The 19,579-nt window shown below is 62.7% G+C and carries 20 protein-coding genes and 1 tRNA gene; 9 read left to right on the top strand and 12 right to left on the bottom strand.

What is annotated here, in order from left to right; all coding sequences use genetic code 11:
• Positions 1 to 13: 13 nt before the first annotated feature.
• Genes AC0IYH_RS00380 through AC0IYH_RS00370 form a run of 3 tightly spaced genes read left to right on the top strand, consistent with a single transcriptional unit; the run spans position 14 to position 3,848 of the window.
• Complete coding sequence (locus tag AC0IYH_RS00380) at positions 14 to 961, top strand: dihydrodipicolinate synthase family protein (protein WP_116627853.1); 948 nt, start codon at positions 14 to 16, stop codon at positions 959 to 961.
• 58 nt (positions 962 to 1,019) lie between these two features.
• A complete protein-coding gene (locus AC0IYH_RS00375) occupies positions 1,020 to 2,591 on the top strand; it encodes an aldehyde dehydrogenase (NADP(+)) (RefSeq protein ID WP_471832655.1) in 1,572 nt (523 codons plus the stop codon).
• 3 nt (positions 2,592 to 2,594) lie between these two features.
• Complete coding sequence (locus AC0IYH_RS00370) at positions 2,595 to 3,848, top strand: NAD(P)/FAD-dependent oxidoreductase (protein ID WP_471832654.1); 1,254 nt, start codon at positions 2,595 to 2,597, stop codon at positions 3,846 to 3,848.
• Positions 3,849 to 3,857: 9 nt separating this feature from the next.
• Here AC0IYH_RS00370 and AC0IYH_RS00365 read toward each other — a convergent pair whose 3' ends face one another.
• Together AC0IYH_RS00365 and AC0IYH_RS00360 are read right to left on the bottom strand one after the other, a co-directional pair.
• On the bottom strand, positions 3,858 to 4,838 hold the full coding sequence (locus tag AC0IYH_RS00365) for a GlxA family transcriptional regulator (protein WP_177411960.1): 981 nt from the start codon (positions 4,836 to 4,838) through the stop codon (positions 3,858 to 3,860).
• Between the two features lie 341 nt (positions 4,839 to 5,179).
• Positions 5,180 to 5,788, bottom strand: a complete 609-nt coding sequence (locus tag AC0IYH_RS00360; protein WP_471832653.1) for a LysE family translocator — start codon at positions 5,786 to 5,788, stop codon at positions 5,180 to 5,182.
• Positions 5,789 to 6,111: 323 nt separating this feature from the next.
• On the opposite strand from AC0IYH_RS00360, the gene AC0IYH_RS00355 reads away from it, so the two are divergent.
• Genes AC0IYH_RS00355 through AC0IYH_RS00345 form a run of 3 tightly spaced genes read left to right on the top strand, consistent with a single transcriptional unit; the run spans position 6,112 to position 8,956 of the window.
• The gene (locus AC0IYH_RS00355; RefSeq protein WP_471832652.1) at positions 6,112 to 7,251 is read left to right on the top strand and encodes a merozoite surface protein 3b; all 1,140 of its coding nucleotides are present in this window, start codon (positions 6,112 to 6,114) and stop codon (positions 7,249 to 7,251) included.
• Positions 7,251 to 7,616 (top strand): DUF6384 family protein, encoded by a 366-nt coding sequence (locus AC0IYH_RS00350; protein ID WP_241092251.1) that lies wholly within the window; start codon positions 7,251 to 7,253, stop codon positions 7,614 to 7,616. The genes AC0IYH_RS00355 and AC0IYH_RS00350 overlap by 1 nt, the downstream gene beginning before the upstream one ends.
• On the top strand, positions 7,613 to 8,956 hold the full coding sequence (locus tag AC0IYH_RS00345; protein ID WP_471832651.1) for a hypothetical protein: 1,344 nt from the start codon (positions 7,613 to 7,615) through the stop codon (positions 8,954 to 8,956). The genes AC0IYH_RS00350 and AC0IYH_RS00345 overlap by 4 nt, the downstream gene beginning before the upstream one ends.
• A gap of 60 nt (positions 8,957 to 9,016) precedes the next feature.
• On the opposite strand, the gene AC0IYH_RS00340 is transcribed toward AC0IYH_RS00345, so the two are convergent.
• Complete coding sequence (locus AC0IYH_RS00340) at positions 9,017 to 9,178, bottom strand: hypothetical protein (RefSeq protein WP_471832650.1); 162 nt, start codon at positions 9,176 to 9,178, stop codon at positions 9,017 to 9,019.
• Positions 9,179 to 9,321: 143 nt separating this feature from the next.
• Between AC0IYH_RS00340 and AC0IYH_RS00335 the strand changes: the two genes are divergently transcribed.
• Entirely contained in the window at positions 9,322 to 9,594 is a 273-nt protein-coding gene (locus tag AC0IYH_RS00335) for a hypothetical protein (protein ID WP_471832649.1), read from the top strand.
• 171 nt (positions 9,595 to 9,765) lie between these two features.
• Here the strand turns inward: AC0IYH_RS00335 and AC0IYH_RS00330 are convergent.
• Together AC0IYH_RS00330 and pvdQ are read right to left on the bottom strand one after the other, a co-directional pair.
• Positions 9,766 to 9,839 (bottom strand) — tRNA-Cys (locus tag AC0IYH_RS00330).
• A 221-nt stretch (positions 9,840 to 10,060) separates the two neighbouring features.
• Positions 10,061 to 12,349 carry a bifunctional acylase PvdQ gene (gene pvdQ, locus AC0IYH_RS00325; RefSeq protein ID WP_471832648.1) on the bottom strand — a complete coding sequence of 763 codons (2,289 nt, stop codon included), beginning with the start codon at positions 12,347 to 12,349 and terminating at the stop codon, positions 10,061 to 10,063.
• A 236-nt stretch (positions 12,350 to 12,585) separates the two neighbouring features.
• Here pvdQ and AC0IYH_RS00320 point away from each other — a divergent pair, with 236 nt between their 5' ends.
• Positions 12,586 to 12,966, top strand: coding sequence for a fe2+ zn2+ uptake regulation protein (locus AC0IYH_RS00320; RefSeq protein ID WP_116627842.1), 381 nt, complete (start codon positions 12,586 to 12,588; stop codon positions 12,964 to 12,966).
• A 2-nt stretch (positions 12,967 to 12,968) separates the two neighbouring features.
• On the opposite strand, the gene AC0IYH_RS00315 is transcribed toward AC0IYH_RS00320, so the two are convergent.
• From AC0IYH_RS00315 to AC0IYH_RS00290, 6 genes are all read right to left on the bottom strand, one after another.
• Positions 12,969 to 13,157 carry a hypothetical protein gene (locus tag AC0IYH_RS00315; protein ID WP_016978057.1) on the bottom strand — a complete coding sequence of 63 codons (189 nt, stop codon included), beginning with the start codon at positions 13,155 to 13,157 and terminating at the stop codon, positions 12,969 to 12,971.
• Positions 13,158 to 13,243: 86 nt separating this feature from the next.
• Positions 13,244 to 14,005: an ABC transporter permease gene (locus AC0IYH_RS00310; protein WP_471832647.1), complete on the bottom strand. Its 762-nt coding sequence runs from the start codon at positions 14,003 to 14,005 to the stop codon at positions 13,244 to 13,246.
• Complete coding sequence (locus AC0IYH_RS00305) at positions 14,002 to 15,201, bottom strand: ABC transporter substrate-binding protein (protein ID WP_116627840.1); 1,200 nt, start codon at positions 15,199 to 15,201, stop codon at positions 14,002 to 14,004. The genes AC0IYH_RS00310 and AC0IYH_RS00305 overlap by 4 nt, the downstream gene beginning before the upstream one ends.
• Positions 15,188 to 15,991, bottom strand: coding sequence for an ABC transporter ATP-binding protein (locus AC0IYH_RS00300; protein ID WP_471832646.1), 804 nt, complete (start codon positions 15,989 to 15,991; stop codon positions 15,188 to 15,190). Before AC0IYH_RS00300 ends, AC0IYH_RS00305 begins: the two co-directional genes overlap by 14 nt.
• Complete coding sequence (locus AC0IYH_RS00295) at positions 15,988 to 17,049, bottom strand: acyl-CoA dehydrogenase family protein (protein WP_471832645.1); 1,062 nt, start codon at positions 17,047 to 17,049, stop codon at positions 15,988 to 15,990. Before AC0IYH_RS00295 ends, AC0IYH_RS00300 begins: the two co-directional genes overlap by 4 nt.
• Positions 17,050 to 17,089: 40 nt before the next feature.
• Positions 17,090 to 17,650: a carboxymuconolactone decarboxylase family protein gene (locus AC0IYH_RS00290; protein WP_471832644.1), complete on the bottom strand. Its 561-nt coding sequence runs from the start codon at positions 17,648 to 17,650 to the stop codon at positions 17,090 to 17,092.
• A 102-nt stretch (positions 17,651 to 17,752) separates the two neighbouring features.
• Here AC0IYH_RS00290 and AC0IYH_RS00285 point away from each other — a divergent pair, with 102 nt between their 5' ends.
• Complete coding sequence (locus tag AC0IYH_RS00285; protein WP_116627836.1) at positions 17,753 to 18,658, top strand: AraC family transcriptional regulator; 906 nt, start codon at positions 17,753 to 17,755, stop codon at positions 18,656 to 18,658.
• On the opposite strand, the gene AC0IYH_RS00280 is transcribed toward AC0IYH_RS00285, so the two are convergent.
• A complete protein-coding gene (locus AC0IYH_RS00280) occupies positions 18,655 to 19,566 on the bottom strand; it encodes a LysR family transcriptional regulator (RefSeq protein WP_471832643.1) in 912 nt (303 codons plus the stop codon). The two genes, AC0IYH_RS00285 and AC0IYH_RS00280, sit on opposite strands and share 4 nt — an antisense overlap.
• Positions 19,567 to 19,579 lie beyond the last annotated feature (13 nt).

Raw genomic sequence — 19,579 nt, 5'->3', positions numbered from 1 at the left:
CGGAGCTAGAACAATGAGCGACAACATCTTCACCGGCTGCATCCCCGCCCTGATGACCCCGTGCACCGCCGCACGCAAACCGGACTTCGACGCGCTGGTCGCCAAGGGCCGCGAGCTGATCGATGCCGGCATGAGCGCCGTGGTGTATTGCGGTTCCATGGGCGACTGGCCGCTGCTGACCGAAGCCGAGCGCCAGGAAGGCGTGGCACGCCTGGTCGCGGCCGGCGTGCCGACCATCGTCGGCACCGGTGCGGTCAACAGCCGTGAAGCCATCGCCCACGCCGCCCATGCGGCCAAGGTCGGCGCCCACGGCTTGATGGTGATTCCGCGCGTGCTGTCCCGAGGCGCTTCCGCCACCGCACAAAAAGCCCACTTCTCAGCCATCCTCAAGGCCGCGCCGAACCTGCCGGCGGTGATCTACAACAGCCCGTACTACGGCTTCGCCACCCGCGCCGAGCTGTTCTTCGAACTGCGTCGCGAACACCCCAACCTGATCGGCTTCAAGGAGTTCGGCGGCGGCGCCGACCTGCGCTACGCCGCCGAACACATCACCTCCCAGGACGACAGCGTGACCCTGATGGTCGGCGTCGACACCCAAGTGGTACACGGCTTCGTCAACTGCAACGCCACCGGCGCCATCACCGGCATCGGCAACGCCCTGCCCCGCGAGGTGCTGCACCTGGTGAGCTTGAGCAAACAAGCCGCCAAGGGCGACGCCAAGGCCCGGCGCCTGGCCCGCGAGCTGGAAGCTGCGCTGGCGGTGCTGTCGTCGTTCGACGAAGGCTGTGACCTGGTGCTGTATTACAAACACCTGATGGTGCTCAACGGCGACACCGGCTACGCGCTGCACTTCAATGAAACCGACGTGCTCAGCGACGCCCAGCGCCGGTATGCCGAGGCGCAGTACGCGCTGTTCCGCCAGTGGTACGCCAACTGGTCGGCCGAGCAGAACGCCAACTGATTGCCACGCGCCGCCGTGGCTCTCACGGCGGCCAACCCGCTTTTTTAAGGACAATCCCATGACTCTGAAGGGCACGATGCTGATCGGTCAGCAATCCCTTTGCGGCACCCGCGATGCGATCCGCGCGATCAACCCCGCCACCGACTCACCCCTGGAGCCAGCCTACGCCGGTGGCAGCGGTGAGCATGTCGAACAGGCTTGCGCTTTGGCCTGGGCGGCATTCGACAGCTACCGCGAAACCGCCCTGGAGGACCGCGCGCGGTTTCTTGAATGCATTGCCGACAACATTGAAGCCTTGGGCGACGCGTTGATCGAACGCGCCGTCGCCGAAACCGGCCTGCCGGTCGCGCGTATCCAGGGCGAACGCGGGCGCACCTGCGGGCAACTGCGCACCTTTGCGCGTACCGTGCGCGCGGGCGAATGGCTGGATGTACGCGTCGATAGCGCGCAGCCCGAGCGCCAGCCACTGCCGCGCGCCGACCTGCGCCAACGCCATATCGCGCTGGGCCCGGTGGCGGTGTTTGGCGCGAGCAACTTCCCGCTGGCGTTCTCGGTGGCCGGCGGCGATACCGCGTCCGCGCTGGCTGCCGGTTGCCCGGTGGTGGTCAAGGCGCACAGCGCGCACCCCGGCACCAGCGAGCTGGTCGGCCGTGCCGTGGCCCAAGCGGTCAAGGACTGTGGTTTGCCCGAAGGCGTGTTCTCGCTGCTGTACGGTTCGGGCCGTGAAGTGGGGATCGCACTGGTCAGTGACCCACGCATCAAGGCCGTGGGCTTTACCGGTTCGCGCAGTGGCGGGGTTGCGCTGTGCCACGCGGCGCAGGCGCGGCCGGAGCCGATTCCGGTGTATGCGGAAATGAGTTCGATCAACCCGGTGTACCTGTTTCCGGCGGCGCTTGAAGCGCGCAGCGCGGCACTGGCCCAGGGCTTTGTGGCGTCGTTGACCCAAGGCGCCGGGCAGTTTTGCACCAACCCGGGTTTGGTGATTGCCGTTAAAGGGCCGACCCTCGATCACTTTATTCAAGTGGCTGGCGAGCGGCTGTCGCAGAGCGCGGCGCAGACCATGCTCACCCCCGGCATTTTCAGTGCGTACGCATCCGGTGTCGGCGCCTTGACCGAGCATGCCCACGTCGCCGCCCAAGGTTTGCCGGCCCAAGGGCCCAATCAGGGCCAGGCACATCTGTTCGTGACCGAGGCCAGCGCGTTCCTGGCCAACGAGCATCTGCAAGCCGAGGTTTTCGGTGCCGCGTCGTTGATTGTGGTCTGCGCCGACGCGGATGAAGTGCGCCAGGTTTCGGAGCATTTGGAAGGCCAACTCACTGCAACACTGCATCTGGATGAGGCTGACATCACACGCGCCAAGGCCCTGCTGCCGGTGCTGGAGCGCAAGGCCGGGCGCCTGCTGGTCAATGGCTGGCCGACCGGTGTGGAAGTGTGCGATGCCATGGTGCATGGCGGGCCCTTCCCGGCCACCTCCGATGCGCGCAGCACCTCGGTGGGCACGGCGGCGATCCACAGGTTTCTGCGGCCGGTGTGCTACCAGGACTTCCCCGACGCCCTGCTGCCGCAGGCGCTGCAAGCGGGCAACCCCCTCTTGTTGCGGCGTCTGCTTGACGGCCAGCGGGAGGCATAGACCATGGTTGACCGTGCAGATATCGCCGTGGTCGGCGCCGGCATCATCGGCGTCACCTGCGCCCTGCAGCTGGCGCGCCAGGGCCGGCAAGTGGTGGTGATCGACCAACAGGCGCCCGGCATGGGCGCCTCCTACGGCAACGCCGGCCACCTGGCGACCGAACAGGTGTTTCCGATCGCCGACGTGTCGATCCTCAAGCGCTTGCCCGCCATGCTGATGGACCCCATGGGTCCGCTGCGCCTGGATTGGCGCTACCTGCCCCGCGCCCTGCCCTGGTTTATCCGCCTGCTGCTGAACCTGCGCCCAACCCGCTACCGGCAAACGGTGGCAGGCATCCGCGCCTTGAACGAAGCCAGCCTCGGCGCCTGGCAGCGTTTGTTGCAGAGCATCCAGCAGCCTGAATTGTTGCGCGAAGACGGCTCGCTGCTGGTGTTCGAACGGGCAGATTCCCGCGCGGCCATCGAGGCCTTGCAGCAACGCATGCAGCAGCAGCATGTGCCGGTGGATTTCTGGAGCCCCGAGGCCATACGCAAGGCCGCGCCGCAGTTGAGCGAGCAGATCCAGGGCGGGCTGTTTTTCCCGGGCACCGGGCATTTTCTCGACCCGTACCAGGTACTGTGCGAAGTGGTGGCGGCGGCCAAGGCCAGTGGCGTGCAATTTCTGCAGCGCCAGGTGCTGGATGCACGGGTGGGTGACCAGGGCGTGACGCTTGTGACCGATCAGGGGTTGTTCGCCGCCAATCAGGTATTGATCGCCTGCGGCGCGCACTCGGCCAAACTCACTGCCGCGCTGACCGGCAACAAAGTCCCGCTGGACACGGAGCGCGGCTACCACCTGATGCTGCCCCATGAACCGCAGCGCCTGCCGTTCGCGGTGACGTCCCTGGAGCGCAAATTCATCATGACCCCCATGGCCGGCGGCCTGCGCCTGGCCGGCACGGTGGAATTCGCCGGCCTCGACCGCCCGGCGAACATGGACCGCGCCTGGCAGTTGCATCGCTTGAGCCTGGGCTTGTTCCGTGATGACCTGAGCGCGCAGGACGCAACGCCCTGGATGGGGTTTCGGCCGTCGTTGCCGGACTCGCTGCCGATTATCGACCGGGTGTGCGAGGGCAAGGTGTTGCTGGCGTTCGGGCACCAGCATTTGGGGCTGACCCAGGCGGCGGTGACGGCGGAGATGGTCGGGCACCTGGCTGCAACCGGCACTGGCGACCCGGCGTTGCCGAGTCTGCACCCCTACCGATTGCAGCGTTTTTAACCCTCGCGGCTATTTGACCAGCCGCTTCTCTTTCGAAGGCCGGTAGCCGAAATACGAGCTGTAACACTTGCTGAAATGGCTCGGCGACACAAACCCGCAGGCCACCAGTACCTCCACCTGTGACAGCTCGGTGTGTTGCAACAACCGCCGAGCTTCGGTCACGCGCAACTCCATGTAATAGCGTTGCGGCGTGGTGCCCAGTTGCTCCTTGAACAGGCGCTCCAACTGGCGCCGCGAGCGGCCGGCGTAGACCGCCAGTTGGTCGAGTTCCAGCGGTTCTTCGAGGTTGGCGTCCATCAGCTTCACCACTTCCCGCAGCGGCGCGCTGACGCTGATGTTTTCGGTGGGCTTGATGCGCCGGTAGCGCGATTCTTCAAAGGCGAGGATGTCTTCGATGCCTTCGACCAGGGCTTTGTCGTGCAGGTTTTTGATCCAGTCCAGGGCCATATGGAAGGCGCCGGAGGGGCTCGAAGCGGTGAGGCGGTCGCGGTCGATCACGTAGGGCTCGCTGGTGACGTGGGTGGCCTTGGACACTTCGGCCAGCGCCGGACGATGCTCCGGGTGGATGGCGCAGCGATAGTCCTGCAACAGCCCGGCACGCCCGAGAAACCAGGCGCCATTCCACAACCCGGCCAGGCTTACGCCCTGCTCGGCGGCGCTGCGCAGCAACTGAATAAAGGCTTCACCGGCCTTGAGTTCGGTGCGGAACCCGCCGCAGATCACCAGCAGTTCCAGCTCGTGCAGAGCGGCCATGTCGAGGCGCGCGTCGGGGCGGATCACCAGGCCCAGGTCACTGATGACTTCGCCGTCGCCGCAGCCGAAGGTGCGCGCGGCGAACAGATCAGGGCGCAACAGGTTGGCGGTGACGAAGGTGTCGAGGGTCTGGGTGAAGGCCGGCAGGGAGAAATGCTCGAGCAGCAGGAAGCCGACGCGGGTGACCGACGCCGGCTGGGCGGTTTCGTTGAGGTAGCGCAGGTTCTTGCCTTTCATGCCACCGCTGAATTGACGTCTTTCCATCGAGGGTTGGCCCACTTTTTTTATAGATGCAATGGGCGCCATCTTAGGGGGAAATGTAGCGGCTGTCTCAAGCACTGATCTGGATAAAACCGCTCCCGGCAAAAGCCCGCAGCAGATCGGCGGCGGGCCCATCTGATACGGTTTTTTCTTTGTTATCTGAATCTGTACCGAAATACCGCCAGGGCGGACAATGGCGCCAATTCCATTCCCTTCCCTTCGGAGGCCTCATGACCAAGATGGCACTTTTCCTGTTCGGTTTTCTGGTACTGACCATCGGCATCGGCCTGCTGGCGACCATCTCACCGGTCTAATCCTCAGCTGGCAAACAACATCGGGTACAGCGACAGCACCAGCAGCCCGGCCATTGACCAGTTGAACAGCCGCAGCCAGCGCGGCTCGCGCAATACCGTGCGCAAGCCGCTGCCACAGCCGACCCACACGCACACGCTGGGCAGGTTGACCACGGCGAACACCAGCGCAATCACCAGCACGTTGGTGACATAACCCTCGGCGGGCGTATAGGTGGTGATGGCGCCCAACGCCATGATCCAGGCCTTGGGGTTGACCCACTGGAACGCGACTGCGCCGAGGAAGGTCATGGGCTTGGCGTGTTCGTCGTTGCTATCGGACAGGCCGCCCGCGTTCGCGATCTTCCACGCCAGGTACAGCAGGTACGCCGCGCCTACATAGCGCAACAGCGTGTAGGCCCATGGGAAGACCTTGAACACCTCGCCCAGCCCCAGCCCAACGCAAATCACCAACAGCATGAAACCGATGCTGATCCCTAGCGCATGGGGCATCGAACGACGAAAGCCGAAGTTCACCCCCGAGGCCAGGAGCATGGTGTTATTGGGGCCTGGTGTAATCGAGGAGACAAAGGCGAACAGCACAAAAGCGGAAAGCAAGCTGGTAGACATGACCATGGTGCGGCATCCAAGCGGGGTGGCAGGCCTGGGACAGTAAAGGGATATGCGCCGCAACGTCCCGTACAGCTAGGCGCGGATCGAGGAATACACTTTGTTATTTGAGCCCGCGCTGAAAACCTTAAGAAAACCCCTACATCCTTTTCACAAGCCTTTCACAGTCACAGGCCTATGTTGAATCCAGCTCCTAATGAACATCCCTTTAGCCCGCGCTCCCCACGCGGGCTTTTCTTTGCCTGCAGCAAAGTGCCATTGGTTTGCCTTCTGTGATCGGTATACTTGCCCTCCCCGCTTGTACCGCACACATCACGAAAGGACACACGATGAGCAACTACCTGGAACGGGCCATGACCGGTCTGCGCACCCTCGGCATCAACCTGCTGCAACCTGTCCAGGACGCTCCCGTGTTGGTCTTGCTCGACCGCGTGGCCCAGTACGACCTGCAAAAAGTCACCGCGATCGCCGCCGTGTTGCAGCAATCCACCGCATTCAACAGCATGGTGCGCGAGCAGATTGAAGGCATGGATATTTCTGCGCGCTTCATGGACATCACCCAGAGCTTTACCTCGATCCGCGAAGACGCCGCCGCCATGGCCGGCTGGATGGACGATGGGCGCCTGGACACTGTGGAGAAGCTCAAACTGAGCTGGATGAACCTGCGCCGCGGCTCGATCCCCAGCCGCTTCAACGATATTCGCGAGAATTACCTGCAGGTATGCAAGTCGGCCAATGACCAGATCTCCCGGGAAAACGTGATCCTGGAAGCCTACATGGACTTTCGCATGGCCATGAAAGCCGCCGAAGTCGACGCCCAGCACGTGCTGGCCCTGGCCGGCGACGCACTGGCGCAGCGCACCCAAGCCGTCAGCGATGCCAGCGCCCAGGCCGCGGCGGCCGAAGGCCTGGAGCCGGCCCGGCGTTCAGCCCTGGAACTGCAACGTGACGAGACCGTGCGCGCCCTGCAAAACGAAGACAAGCGCTACCAGATCGCCAAGGACATCGCCGACGACCTCAAGGTCGGCTACAACACCGCCGAGATGGTGTTCGCACGCATCAACCAGGTGCACGTGATCAAGGAGCGCCAGTACCAGCGCATGGTGTCGTTCTTCTCCACCAATGAAGTGGTGCTCACCGGCCTCGCCGTGTCCTTCACCAGCAACAGCGGCCTGGCCGAAGCGACCAACACACTCAACGCCACCACCGACGGTATCAGCCAAGGCCTCGAAGCGCTGGGCACCACCGGTAACCAACAGTTGGAAGCGGCGGTCAAGGCCAGCTATGGCTCGACCATCAATGTTGATTCGGTGCGTGCACTGGCCGATGCCACCCTGAGCTTCCAGACCGATATGCACAGCCTGACCGAAACCTACCGCGCCGAATCGAGCAACGCCTCGCGGGATATCGCAGACGCTGTCGAGGAGTCCAAGCGCACATTCGCCGCCCTGCTGAGCAAGGCGGCCTGATGAGCGACGTACGGCTTTCCGAGCAACTCGGGGCGATGGCGCGGGTGGACCAATTGCGCCACCAGCAGCAGGAAGTGGATGAGCACTTGAGCCTGCCGCAACGCCGCGCTGAAGTGGCGGCGCGCATTCGCGAGTATTACCAGAGCAACGGCATTCAGTTCAGCGATGCACTGATCGACCAGGGCGTGCGCGAGTTCTTTGCCAGCCGCCTGGTGTTTGAAGCGCCGCCGCTGGGGCCTTTCGAGCGGTTGTGGAGCAAGGTGCTGCTCAAACGCAGCTGGGTGATTCGCGCCGTGCAATTGTTGGCCGTCGCTGCACTGATGGTGCAATGCGCACGGGTGATTATCCAGGGCGCGCAGCCATGACCCCCGATACCCTGAACAGCATCGCCGAGCGCAATTCACGCAATGTCGAGTTGAGCAAGCGTACGACCGAACAGGAACTGTCCGACCTGTCCTGGCAACAGCTGGCCCTGGAGCAAGACATATTCGCCCGCCTGGGCAGCATCGCCGCCCTGCACTTGCAACACGGGGCCGCCCAGGACGCCGAAGTAGTCCGCACCCTGCAAGACCGCCAACACGCCCAGGAACTGCTGCGCCAGCAACTGCAAAGCGCAGAGCAGGCTGTGGCCCACACACTGGCCGACAAGCAAAACCTGCACGCACGCATCGATGGCATCGACCAACAAGCCCGCGAAACCCTCGAGCAAGACCCCGACTACGCCCAGCGCGTCGAGCAGCTCGACCAGGCCCAGGCGGCCCATCGCGAGCACGTCAGCGGCTATGAAGAACTGCGCCAGGAATGCGCGCAAAAGCGCCCCACGTTCGACGTCAACCCGCTTTACTGCTACCTGCGCAGCCATGCCTTCGGTACCGGGCAGTATCGTCGCAATCATTTCAACCGAGCGATGGACAGCTGGCTGGCGCGAAAGGTGAACTACACCGCCAACCGCAAAAACGAACTCAGCCTGATCGCTATGGGTGAGCGCAACGAGGCCATGCAGCTGGCTCGTGGGACGCTGATTGAAACACTGAGCGCCAGTATCGATACCCAGCTTGAACAGGCCCGCGAGCAATTGGGCCTCAGCGCCTTGCTGGGCGAGGTCGGCGCCCGCGAAACCCAGGTCAACGACGCCAAGGGGCGCGCCAATGCGGTCCAGCAACAACTGGCCGCCTTCGCGCTCAACCAGGACCCGCACTACCTGCGCGCGCGCGAACTGCTCACCGAACAACTGAAGACGCAGAGCATCGGCCAGCTCATCGACCTGGCCAGCCAAACCCCGGACGACGCCGATGATCGCATCGTCGAGCAACTGCAAGGCCTGCACGCGCGCCTGCGCAAAATGGACGCCGACAAGGCCGGCCTGCAGCACGACCTGGAGGAACTGCACACCCGCTACGCGCGCGCCAAGGAGCTGCAACGCAAACTGCGCAACGGCGGGTTCAGCGGCAGCGATATCTACTTTGACCTGTCCACCGACTTTGAGCGTTTGCTCGCCAGCTACATGGACGGCGACACCACACTCGGTCTGGTGATCGATGCACTGAATCAGGCACGCACGATTGTGCGGCGCAGCCAGTCGGCAGCCAGGCAAACGTTTGTGAGTGCCAGCACAACGTCATTCAGTTTCACCACCACGTCGGTGAACAACAGCAGCCAGACGACCGCGAGCTTTTCCTCTACGCGCTCAACAGATAATTTCTAAGTCTGGCGGGCAAAAAAAGAGGCAAACCCTGCCGTAGGGTTTGCCTCCATCGCCGATCTGTCAGCGCGGGCCGCCACCGCCGCCAGGACCACCGCCCTGACCGTGGCCACCACCATGCCCACCGCCACCGCCGCCGCCCGGTGGCATAAACATCCAGCAGCCGGACAAGGTCGACAACAGCGCGACAACCACAGCTACCTTGGTTAGGTAATTCAACTTCATGACTACACTCTCTTACTTGACGAGATTAACTTCTCGTCAGTTATGACAGCGCAAAATGAAGGGCGTCACGGCTATCGTGTAACCTGTTGGTAGGGTTTGTAAGGTTAACGGTACAACCTCAGCGGATCTCGGGAAACGCGCAGTTGTTCAAGGATATTGGGGTGAATGCATTGATCCATGATTTGGATGGGCCCAGAACCGCTCAGCAGGAGCTGTTTTATGATCTGGAAGATGCGGCGGCGATGATTGGGTGGTCGGTAGTTGAGCTGACGGCCATGGCCGCGAGCGGGAAGACGCCTGATGAAGTGGCGACGCTGGTGAAGGTGTGTGCGCTGCTGACGGCTCAGCAACAGAAGCTTGAGGCGTACTCCGACGAAGTAAAGCAGCAACGCATCATCCGGCATGAAGCGGTGTAGACATCGCTGCGAAGAGTCTTAAAAACGAAAACAGTCGGGAAACCGACAGTTCAGAGCGCTGAGACAAATAGCAGAGGCATGTTTAGCCACACGGACGTAGCTCAGCCCTGCAGTTCATAAACAGCAGACAATAAAAAACCCCGTAGACGTTAATCTACGGGGCTTTAAGAGTGGAGGCCGAGGTCGGAATCGAACCGGCGTAGGCGGATTTGCAATCCGCTGCATAACCATTTTGCTACTCGGCCTCAAACGATCAATGTCTAAACTGCTGACACTCACCGCATAAAAACTTGAGTGGGCTATAGAACCCTGCCTCTACTCTAACTCATTGAATACATTGAATACATTGAAGTTTTTAATGCTTCGTTGCGTTCGATGGGCGCCATTATGTACTCATTTGCTTTTACCTGCAACCCCTTGATTTCAAAAATATTTCGCATTGGCATCAAGGGGTTGCGTGCGTGCCCTACTCCTTGATGCGCTGTTGCTGGTAGTGCGGGTCAGCCTTGATCTGGGCTTCGGTAAACGGCAGTGGGCGCAGTTTTTTCTCGGAGAAGGCTTGGGTTTGGTCCTTGGCGTATGGGGAGGTGGGGTTGCTGGACTCGGAGAACGCGAGCACGCCCAGGGCCAGGGGGCCCTTGTCGTCGAAGCTGACGATTTGCAGGTAGCTGGTGCCGCTGACCACTTCGCGCTTGCCGTCGGCGCGGGGCACGGTTTGCATGGCGTTGTAGATCCCCAGTGCCTGCGGGCCGCCGTGGATCGGGGTTTGGCCGGAGACTTGAACGGCGCCCCATTGGCTGTCCGGGTTCAGACCCAGCTTGGAGACGTCAGCCGTGGAGGCCAGCATGGCTTCGCGCAAGGCTTTGGCCACGGGTGCGCGGTCGATGGCCAGGCCGCGTGGCGTGGTCAGCGGCTGGGTCGGGTCGAAGGCGACGCGCCAGGCGTCGGGGATTTGCTGCAGGTGTTCGACCAGGTTGATGAAGTGCACCAGGCCCACACCGCTGTTCAGGTTGGCGTGCCGGTCCCAGTTTTTCAGGCTGGTGCACAGCGGCTGCAGGGCGCTGGCGTCGGTGCCGAGGTGGTTGGCGCAGAAGTCCAGCAGGTCGGGCATGACCAGGCCGGCGAGGTACACCTCGTTGTCCATCACCATGTTTTGCAGGTCGGCGACGCTGATCGGTTGTTTTTCCAGGGATTGCAGGCGCTGCACGGCGAAGCGCGCGCGGGGGCCGAGGCCGATGTGGTCCTGGCTGATCACTGGCGAGAAGCCCACCAGCGGCGCCTTGGGGTTGGCCAGCCAGGCCGAGTCGTTGGAGTGCTGCACGTAGTCGCTGCGCTGCAGTTGCGGCAACTGGTCGGCCGCGAAGATGCCGGGCTGGGCCGCACGCGGGTCGATGTCCCAGGCGCAGGCGCTGTGGGCGCCGTCGAGCATGATCATTTGCAGGCCGGCGCGCGGGTCACTGCATTGCGCCAGTTTGGCCGCGCTCACGTTGGGCACCACCGACAGGTTCATGTACAGGCTCTGGCCCTGGTCGCCGGCGGCCAGGGTGTTGACCCACGGGATGCCTTGCAGGGTGTGCACCGAGGTTTGCAGCTCCTTGAGGCTGCCGGCGCGGTTCATTGCATACCATTGTTGCAACACGCGGTCGTTGCCGAGGTTGGCGTCGCGCAGGCTGAAGGCGTAGTGGCTGTCCCAATCCAGCTTGCCGGGCCATTGCACCACGGGGCCGAATTGCGAGCTGTACACCGGATGGGTCACGGGCTGGGTGCTGCCGTCAGCTTGCTTGACCTGCACGGTCACCGAGGTTTTATCCATGGCAATGGACTTGCCGTCGAGCATGTAGCGCGTGGAATCCTTGGGGTCCAGCGTCAGGCGGTACAGGGTGAAGTGCTTGGACGTGTCGACCGTATGGGTCCAGGCCACATGCTGGTTGAAGCCGATATTGACCACCGGCAGGCCCGGTAACGCGGCGCCCATCACGTCCAGCTGGCCGGGGATGGTCAGGTGCATCTCATAAAAACGCATGCCGCCCACCCACGGGAAATGCGGGTTGGCCAACAGCATGCCACGCCCGTTGAACGAGCGATCACGCCCCACCGCCACCGCGTTGCTGCCGCGATCCAGGCTGAAGCGCTGTTGGTTGGCGGCGGCCAGGGCAAAGGCCCTGGCGTTGGGCTGCACACTCGCGGTGGCCTGTGGCGGCGTTGCACCCACCAGGGCTTCGGCGAACTGGCCGACACCGCCTTCCACCAACAGCCTGCGGGTGAGTTTGACCAGGTCTTCTTTCACCAGCGGCCTTACCCATGTGGCCTGGCACTGGGCCGGAGCGCCCTGCTCTTTCAGGTAGCGGTTGTAGCCGGCCACATAGCCTTCGATGCGCTGCTGGATCTCGGGGCTTTGGGTTTTCCAGAATGCGGCCACGGCGTCGGGGGTATTCAGCCAGGTGAAGAAAATGTCACTGGCCAGGTTGTTGCGTTCTTCCAGGGTCGACTGGTCGGGGCCAAAAAATCTGGCGCGCTCGCCATTCACCGTCACCACTTCATTGGCCAGCAGGCACAGGTTGTCCTGGGCGTACGCGTAACCGATGCCCAAACCCAGGCCGCGCTCATCATTGGCGCGAATATGCGGCACGCCAAAACTGGTCCGACGGATATCCGCCGACGCCTGCGTCACCTGCTCCCGCGCCGAAGCGGCCAGGCTCAACCCCAGCAACAATCCCGCCACGCATACCCTGGACAACCCGTTGGAAATAATCACGCAGACTCCACAGTCAAATTGAACACCCTCACCTGGGGCAGCTACCCCACCGTAAAGACGCAAAAAACCGGGAAAAATTTAGCCTGGGTAAATGTTTATTCAGGGCAGCACAGATGTGACAAAACCGATACTGACGAAATTTCTACATCGAAAACTTCATGATTTTGCTCGCTCGTTCGTCTTATTAACTAAGAGCGCTCATTTTCCTGATCAGGCTCTGATAAGGAGTTTTTTGCATGTACAACCCGCAAGTGCCCACGGATGGACATTCACCGGCCGCCGATGCCAGTTTCGGCAGCGGCGCACAAACGTTCGGCAAGGCGCCGGAACAGCAAGGCAACCAGCGTATTCGGCATTTGCTCAAGTGTTTTGGCTTGCGCACCAGCCTGATTCGGCTGAAGGTCATCGACGCCCTGCTCACGGCCGCCGACAACCAGCGCACCCTCGGGGTTCGCGGCGTGCACAGCCATTTGCTCGAGCTGGGCATACCGCTGTCGTTCCTGAGTGTGCGCGAGGTGCTCAAGCGCCTGTGCAGCGAGGGCGTCATCACCCTCAACGCGGATAAAAGCTACAGCCTCCATGAAGAGGCTGCGAAGGTACTCGAAGGCAAGGCCTGAGCTTAGAGCTTGACCTTGCGACGCATGATGCCGTTGATCACCACCACAACCACTGCGACGGCAATGGCGATGGTCTGGAACGTCTTCTCACTGATAGCCCCGATGTTCTGCAGGTAGGACAGGCCAAACATCGTCGCCAGAACGGCCAGGGCGATCAGAATCGAGTATTTCAAACGTTGCTTTTGGGTCATGACGGGTTCCTGAAGCTGAAAAATGTAGCCACTGCGTGGTCGACAGGCGCACATATTACAGGCGCCGGCCCACTTTGGCAGGTCAATCAGCCGGCATGCACCCAGCGCTGATGCAACCAGCGCGCAAACGCATCCAGGGCAAAGCCCAGCAAGCCGATCAGCACCACCATCGCCATCAGCTCCGAATAGGCCAGCCGGTCACGGGTGTCGAGGATGTAATACCCAAGCCCGGCACTGACCCCGAGCATCTCGCACGGCACCAGCACGATCCACAAAATGCCGATGGCCAGGCGCACGCCGGTCAACACGTGGCCGACCACCCCGGGGATGATCACCCGCCGCAACGTCTCCCAGCGCGTAGCACTCAGGCTCTGACTCAACTGCAGCCAGCGCGGGTCGAGCTGACGCACGCCGGCTGCGGTGTTGAGCATGATCGGCCACACCGCCGCAAACGCCAGCAGGAAGTAGATCGGCTGGTCCCCTACCCCCATCAGCATCACCACGATGGGCATCCAGGACAGCGGCGAGATCATCCGCAAAAACTGGAACGCCGGCGTGGTCGCCGCCTCCAGGTTGCGCGAACTGCCCACCAGCAGCCCCAGCGGCACACCCACCAACAACGCCAGGAACAGCCCGACGAAGATGCGCTTGAGGCTCACGGCGATATGCACATACAGCTCACCGCGCCCAAGCAATTCCCACAGGCTGGCGAAGGTAGCCTCAAGCGAAAACCGCGCCGACAAACCGCCCGCCACGCCAAACACTTTCACCCCCAGCCACCAGAGCAACAGCAAGCCGGCCAAGCCACTCAACCCAAGCAACCAGCCCGGGAGTCTGCGGTTATTCAAACGCCAATCTCCTCGGTCCGCTCAAAGCCGTCGGGCAAGCCGAAGGTTTTCATCCCGCCCACGGCCTCGATGGCGTTGCGCACAAAGCGGTCGTCCACCAGGTCCTTGGCCACGAAGGCTGGGTCGAGGTCGGCGAGGAATTTCTTGTCGCCCTCGATCAGCGTGTCTTTGAGGCGGCGCACCAGTTCCTCGGTGTAGCTGGGGAATGGGTACGGCTGGAAGTCGATGCGGTGCTCGTCCCAATTGGCATGCTGGATCGCGCCATCGGCCAGGTAGGCGGCGCGGTCGCCCGCGGCAGGCGCAAGGACTTTGCTCAACACCGGTTCGGCATGCGGGGTGTAGCGGTTGGGGCCGTCCTTGGACAGCAGCTTCACCGCCTCTTCGCGGTTGTCGCGGGTCCAGACCTGGGCCTTGACGATGGCGTTCACTACCTTCTGCGACCACTCCGGGCGGTTGGTGAGGTCGTGTTCGTGCATGAACACCACGCAGCACGCATGGTTGCGCCACACGTCGCCGGTAAAGCGCTGCACACGGCCGACCTTGAGGTTCTCCGCCAGGGCATTGAACGGCTCGGCGACGATATAGCCGTCGATGCGCTGGCTGGCCAGGGCCGGCGGCATGTCCGAGGGCGGCAACACGATCAGGTTGACCTCATTGGCCGCAATCGCACTGCCCGCCGCACGCGCCACCGGCGTCAGGCCGTTGTCGCGGAACAGCTGCTGCACCACCACGTTATGGATCGAATACCAGAACGGAATCGCCACCGACTTGCCGCCCAGTTGCTTCACATCGGTAATCCCCGGGGCCACGGTCAGGCCAGAGCCGCCGACGTGGTTCCACGCCACCACCTTGGCCGGCACCTGGCTGCCATAACGCGCCCACACCGTCATCGGCGACAGCAGGTGAATCACGTTGACCTGACCCGAGATAAACGCCTCGATCACCTGAGCCCAGCTGCGCAGCAGCACCGGGCGTTCGGCCTTGATGCCTTCGGCTTCGAACAGGCCATTGTTATGCGCCACCAGCAACGGCGTGGCGTCGGTGATCGGCAAGTAGCCGATGCGTACCGGCGCGTCCGGTTCGCTGGCGGCCCGCGCCTGCAGGCTGCTCAGCAGCGGCAACGCGCCGGCGGCGCTGAGTACGGCGGACAGTTTGAGAAAATCACGGCGCGAGTGGGTCAGGTCATCCATGCACATGGCTGGGCTCCGGCAGGTCTAAAGGGTTGGGTTGAGGGCGGCTCGCCTGCCGTAAGGTTTTAAGAATCTCGATGCGCAGCGCGCCGATGGCTTCCACCTGTTCTTCGCGCGGTTGCGGCAGGTCGATGTGCCATTCGCCCAAGGTCCGCGCCGGGCGGTTGCCCAACAGCAGGATGCGATCGGACAGCAGCAGCGCTTCGTCGATGTCATGGGTGATCAACACCGCCGCCGAGCCCTGCTCGCGGTTGACCTTGAGCAACAGGTGCTGCATGTCGGCGCGGGTCACTTCGTCCAGCGCACCAAAGGGTTCATCCAGCAACAACACCTGAGGCTGGCGCGCCAGGCAGCGGGCCAACGCGGTGCGCTGGGCCATGCCGCCAGACAACTGCGCCGGAAACTGCACACGCGCATGTTCCAGGCCGACCGCAGCAATGGCGTGGTCGACGCGCTGGCGGCGCTCATCGCCACTCAAGTTCGGCTGACGGGCGAAATCCAGGCCGAAGGCGACGTTTTTTTCCAGGCTCAGCCAGGGCAACAGGCTCGGGTCTTGAAACGCCACGGCCACCCGTGGGTGCGGGCCATTCAACGGTTCGCCCAATACCTGCACACTGCCGCCCTGAGGTGCCTGCAACCCGGCGAGCACACGCAACAGGCTGGACTTGCCGACGCCACTGGGGCCGAGGATCGACACCACTTCACCGGGCTGCAACTGCAGGTCAAAACCCTGTAACACCGGGCCACTCGCATACCCCAGGCAAATCCCCTGGGCGCTTAATACGGCCTGAGTCATAGGTTGGCCTGGCGCTGTAACTCGGTGCGCAGTTGCACCAGGCTGGGGGTCACGATCGGCACAAACGCCGACTCCCGCCAGCGCCGCGCAAACCCGCTGCCGTGGGCGGTGAGATAAGCCTTGCCGCCACTGGCCTGCAACTCCAGCTGCACGGCGCTGGCGGCGGTTTCGGCGAGGGCGATGCGCAGTTTGAACAACGGCACCGGCTCGGCAGCGAAACGACCGGCCAGCAGGCCGTTCTTCAGTTCGGTGACCAGATGATCGAGGGTCACGCGCAACGCTTCCAATTCGTCGCGCAACACGGTGCGGCTGGCGCCCAAATGGTGGGCGACTTCCGCCAGCGAGCGACGGGCCAAACCAATCGACATACCGCACTGCAACCCCAGGAACGCCGGGCGTACCGCCGGCAGAAACTTGCGCGCATCCTCATGCAGCAACCAGTCGCGGCTCAACTCCACGCCTTCCAGGCCCAACGCGGCGGTGTTGCTCGATTGCAGCCCCAGCAACTCCAGGTCCCGCGAACGTTGCAGGCCGGCCACCGAATCCGGAATCGCCAGGATAAACGGCGCGCCACCACCCGCATGCTCGATGGCGGCGGCGGCGACAAAGCCGTTCTTGCGCAGGTTGGTGACCCAATGCAGCTTGCCGTTGAGGGTCCAGCCGTGGTCGTTGGGCTCGGCGCTGATCTGCAGCGTCTCGATGCCCGACAAAAACTTCATCGCATTCGACAACCCGGTCGCCCCGGCCAGCTTGCCGCTGAGCAGGTCCGGCAACAGTTGCTCGCGCAGCCGCTCATTCGGGCTTTGCAGCAAATACTCGATAAACGAACGCTGGCCCCAGCACACAAACGCTGCTGCCAGAGAATGGCTGGCGACGTTGGCGATGGCTTCCACCGCACCGCCGACATCACCGCCCAGACCACCCAAGTGTTTGGGTACACCGATACGCAATACATTGGCTTCTGCCAGCCGTGGCAGCACTTCCTGTGGATCGCAACTGCCCACGTCCAGGGCCTGCGCTTGAACATCGAGCCAACGGCTCAAGAGTGGGTCAAGCATTCATGTTTCTCCTTGTTACAGCAGAGGGACCAACGCCGATTCAGCTTGCCGGTTTTTCCCAACGGTATTGCGCCAGTTCCGGGTTCAGCGGAGTACGGGCAAACACGTTAGCGAAGTTACACAGGGTGGCCAGGCTGACGCCCAATATAACTTCCAACGCGTGGCCTTCGGAGTAACCGGCGGCGCGGAACGCGTCGTAGCCTGCGCCGCTGACATCACCGCGAGTGGCGATCACTTCACGGGTGAACGCGGCGAGTGTCTCATAGCGGGCGTTGGGCAATTCGCCACGCTGGCGCAGTGCGTCGATGACGTCTTCGGGCAACTTGGCCTTGTTACGCGCCACGGCGGTGTGGCCAGCGACACAGAAATCGCAACCGTGGGTGGTGGCGGCAATCAGCTGTACCACTTCGCGGTCGGCCAGGCTCAGCTCGGCCTTGGCATTCAGGCCGGACACGGTGATGTAGGTTTCCAGCGCGGCAGGCGCATTGGCCAGCACGGCGAGTAGGTTAGGGATGAAACCCGAGGCTTTCAGCGCGTTTTCCAGCAAGGGTTTGGCGGCATCCGGCGCGGTTTCGGGGGTGAGCAGCGGTACACGGGACATGTCAGGATTTCCTCATGAGTTCGTGTACTCAGTCTGTTGGTTATAAAAAAACCCCTCAATAGTCTAAAGTAGCGATTACTTGCTCTTGAGTCTTTCCATTAGATGAATTCGTCCAGTGCACTTGTCGATTGGTTATTAGACAGCCTCGAACTCAACACCAGCCTGTTTCATGTCGGCCGCTACTGCGGTGACTGGCACGCAAGCACCCACGGCCTGGCCCGCGCAAGTTTCCACCTGATTGTGCAAGGCCAGTGCTGGCTGCATATCGACGGCGAACCGACGCCCGTGCAGCTGAATGAAGGCGACGCGGTGTTCCTGTTGCGTGACCTTGAATATCGCCTGTCCGGCGCAGCCACGGCAGCCGGCGCGCAGGAATGCCCGCGTCGCCCAATGCTGCCCCTCGACAGCAGCGCCAATGACGGCGTGGGGCTGGTCTGCGGGTTCTTTCACTTCCAGTCCGGCCTGTCGGCGATGATTGTCGATACCCTGCCCGCGTGGATCATCCTGCGCGCAGGCGACCCGTCGCTGATCGCCGCGCGCAATCTGTTCGAGCTGATCCTGCAGGAATGCGAGCGCACGCCGGCGCCCTCTTCGGCCCTGCTGGAACGACTGTGCCACCTGCTGTTTCTGTATGTATTGCGCCAGCAGGTGCTGGATAACACCGAGCTCGGCGGCCTGGCCGCGCTGGGTCGGCAACCGGCGTTTGCCAATCTGCTGGAACAATTGATCGCCCACCCGGCCGAGGCCTGGACCTTGGAAAGCATGGCGGCCTGCACCGGGCTGTCGCGCTCGGCGTTTTTCAAGCGCTTCAATGAACTGTGCGGGCAGTCGCCAGGGCAAGTGTTGTTGATGATGCGTATGCGCCACGCCTGCCAGTTGTTCAAGGAAGACCAAACCGTGGCGGACGTGGCGCTGGCGGTGGGCTATCAATCGGTGGCGGCGTTTACCCGCGCGTTTCACAAGGTGACCGGGCAGCAACCGGGGGCGTATCGCAAGGCGCAGGGCTAGCGTTGCAGCCCGGTGCCGGGTTGGGCGCACAGCTCGACCAGCCAATCCACAAACACCCGCACCCTTTGCGACAACTGGCGATGCGGCGGATACAGCGCGGTCAGGGCCATTTTCGGTACGGCCATTTGGGGCAGCACTTCCACCAGCGTGCCCTGAGCCAATCTGGCCATCGCGTGATAGTACGGCGCCTGGATCAGCCCGTAGCCGGCCTCGCAGGCACAGAAGTAGCCGTCGGCACTGTTGACCGCTACCACTTTGGGCAGGTTGATCGTGCGCAGCTCGTTGCTCAGTTCAAATTCCAGGCCGAAGCGTTTACCGCTGGTGCTCGACACATACTCGACCATCTGGTGGCTGGCCAAGTCCTCCAGCGTTTGGGGTACGCCCATGCGTTCGAGGTAGCCCGGGCTGGCCAGGGTGATTTGGTCCATCATCACCAGCGGCCGCGCCACCAGTGATTCGTCGAGCGCCAGGCCGCCGCGCAGCACGCAATCCACACCTTCGCGAATGAGGTCGACCGGGCGGTCGTTGAGGCCGATTTCCAGCTGGATGTGCGGGTAACGCGCGGTGAACGCCGGCAAGGATGGAATCACCAGGTAACGCCCGATGCCCGCCGGCATATCAATACTCAACGTGCCGCGCGGGTTCTGGCGCTGGGTCGAAAATACTGCCTCGGTTTCCTCCAGGTCCGTGAGCAACTGCACGCAGCGCTGGTAGTACGCGGCGCCATCCAGGGTAGGACTGACCTGGCGCGTGGTGCGCTGCAACAACTGCACACCCAGGTGTGCTTCCAGTTGTTTGATCACTACAGTCACCGACGCGCGTGGCAGTTGCAGGCTGTCGGCCGCCTTGGAAAACCCGCCCAACTCGACGATCCGGGTAAACACACGCATGGCGTTGAAACGGTCCAAGGGCCGGCTCCTC

This window comes from Pseudomonas sp. AC463 (assembly GCF_979253585.1).
This window is presented reverse-complemented; position numbering and strand designations above follow the sequence as displayed.

Bases quoted from the DNA above. Each gene is read 5' to 3' on its own strand.
- AC0IYH_RS00380 (WP_116627853.1), top strand. From the start codon at position 14: ATGAGCGACAACATCTTCACCGGCTGCATCCCCGCCCTGATGACCCCG.
- AC0IYH_RS00375 (WP_471832655.1), top strand. From the start codon at position 1,020: ATGACTCTGAAGGGCACGATGCTGATCGGTCAGCAATCCCTTTGCGGC.
- AC0IYH_RS00370 (WP_471832654.1), top strand. From the start codon at position 2,595: ATGGTTGACCGTGCAGATATCGCCGTGGTCGGCGCCGGCATCATCGGC.
- AC0IYH_RS00365 (WP_177411960.1), bottom strand. From the start codon at position 4,838: ATGAAAGGCAAGAACCTGCGCTACCTCAACGAAACCGCCCAGCCGGCG.
- AC0IYH_RS00360 (WP_471832653.1), bottom strand. From the start codon at position 5,788: ATGGTCATGTCTACCAGCTTGCTTTCCGCTTTTGTGCTGTTCGCCTTT.
- AC0IYH_RS00355 (WP_471832652.1), top strand. From the start codon at position 6,112: ATGAGCAACTACCTGGAACGGGCCATGACCGGTCTGCGCACCCTCGGC.
- AC0IYH_RS00350 (WP_241092251.1), top strand. From the start codon at position 7,251: ATGAGCGACGTACGGCTTTCCGAGCAACTCGGGGCGATGGCGCGGGTG.
- AC0IYH_RS00345 (WP_471832651.1), top strand. From the start codon at position 7,613: ATGACCCCCGATACCCTGAACAGCATCGCCGAGCGCAATTCACGCAAT.
- AC0IYH_RS00340 (WP_471832650.1), bottom strand. From the start codon at position 9,178: ATGAAGTTGAATTACCTAACCAAGGTAGCTGTGGTTGTCGCGCTGTTG.
- AC0IYH_RS00320 (WP_116627842.1), top strand. From the start codon at position 12,586: ATGTACAACCCGCAAGTGCCCACGGATGGACATTCACCGGCCGCCGAT.
- AC0IYH_RS00315 (WP_016978057.1), bottom strand. From the start codon at position 13,157: ATGACCCAAAAGCAACGTTTGAAATACTCGATTCTGATCGCCCTGGCC.
- AC0IYH_RS00305 (WP_116627840.1), bottom strand. From the start codon at position 15,201: ATGTGCATGGATGACCTGACCCACTCGCGCCGTGATTTTCTCAAACTG.
- AC0IYH_RS00300 (WP_471832646.1), bottom strand. From the start codon at position 15,991: ATGACTCAGGCCGTATTAAGCGCCCAGGGGATTTGCCTGGGGTATGCG.
- AC0IYH_RS00295 (WP_471832645.1), bottom strand. From the start codon at position 17,049: ATGCTTGACCCACTCTTGAGCCGTTGGCTCGATGTTCAAGCGCAGGCC.
- AC0IYH_RS00290 (WP_471832644.1), bottom strand. From the start codon at position 17,650: ATGTCCCGTGTACCGCTGCTCACCCCCGAAACCGCGCCGGATGCCGCC.
- AC0IYH_RS00285 (WP_116627836.1), top strand. From the start codon at position 17,753: ATGAATTCGTCCAGTGCACTTGTCGATTGGTTATTAGACAGCCTCGAA.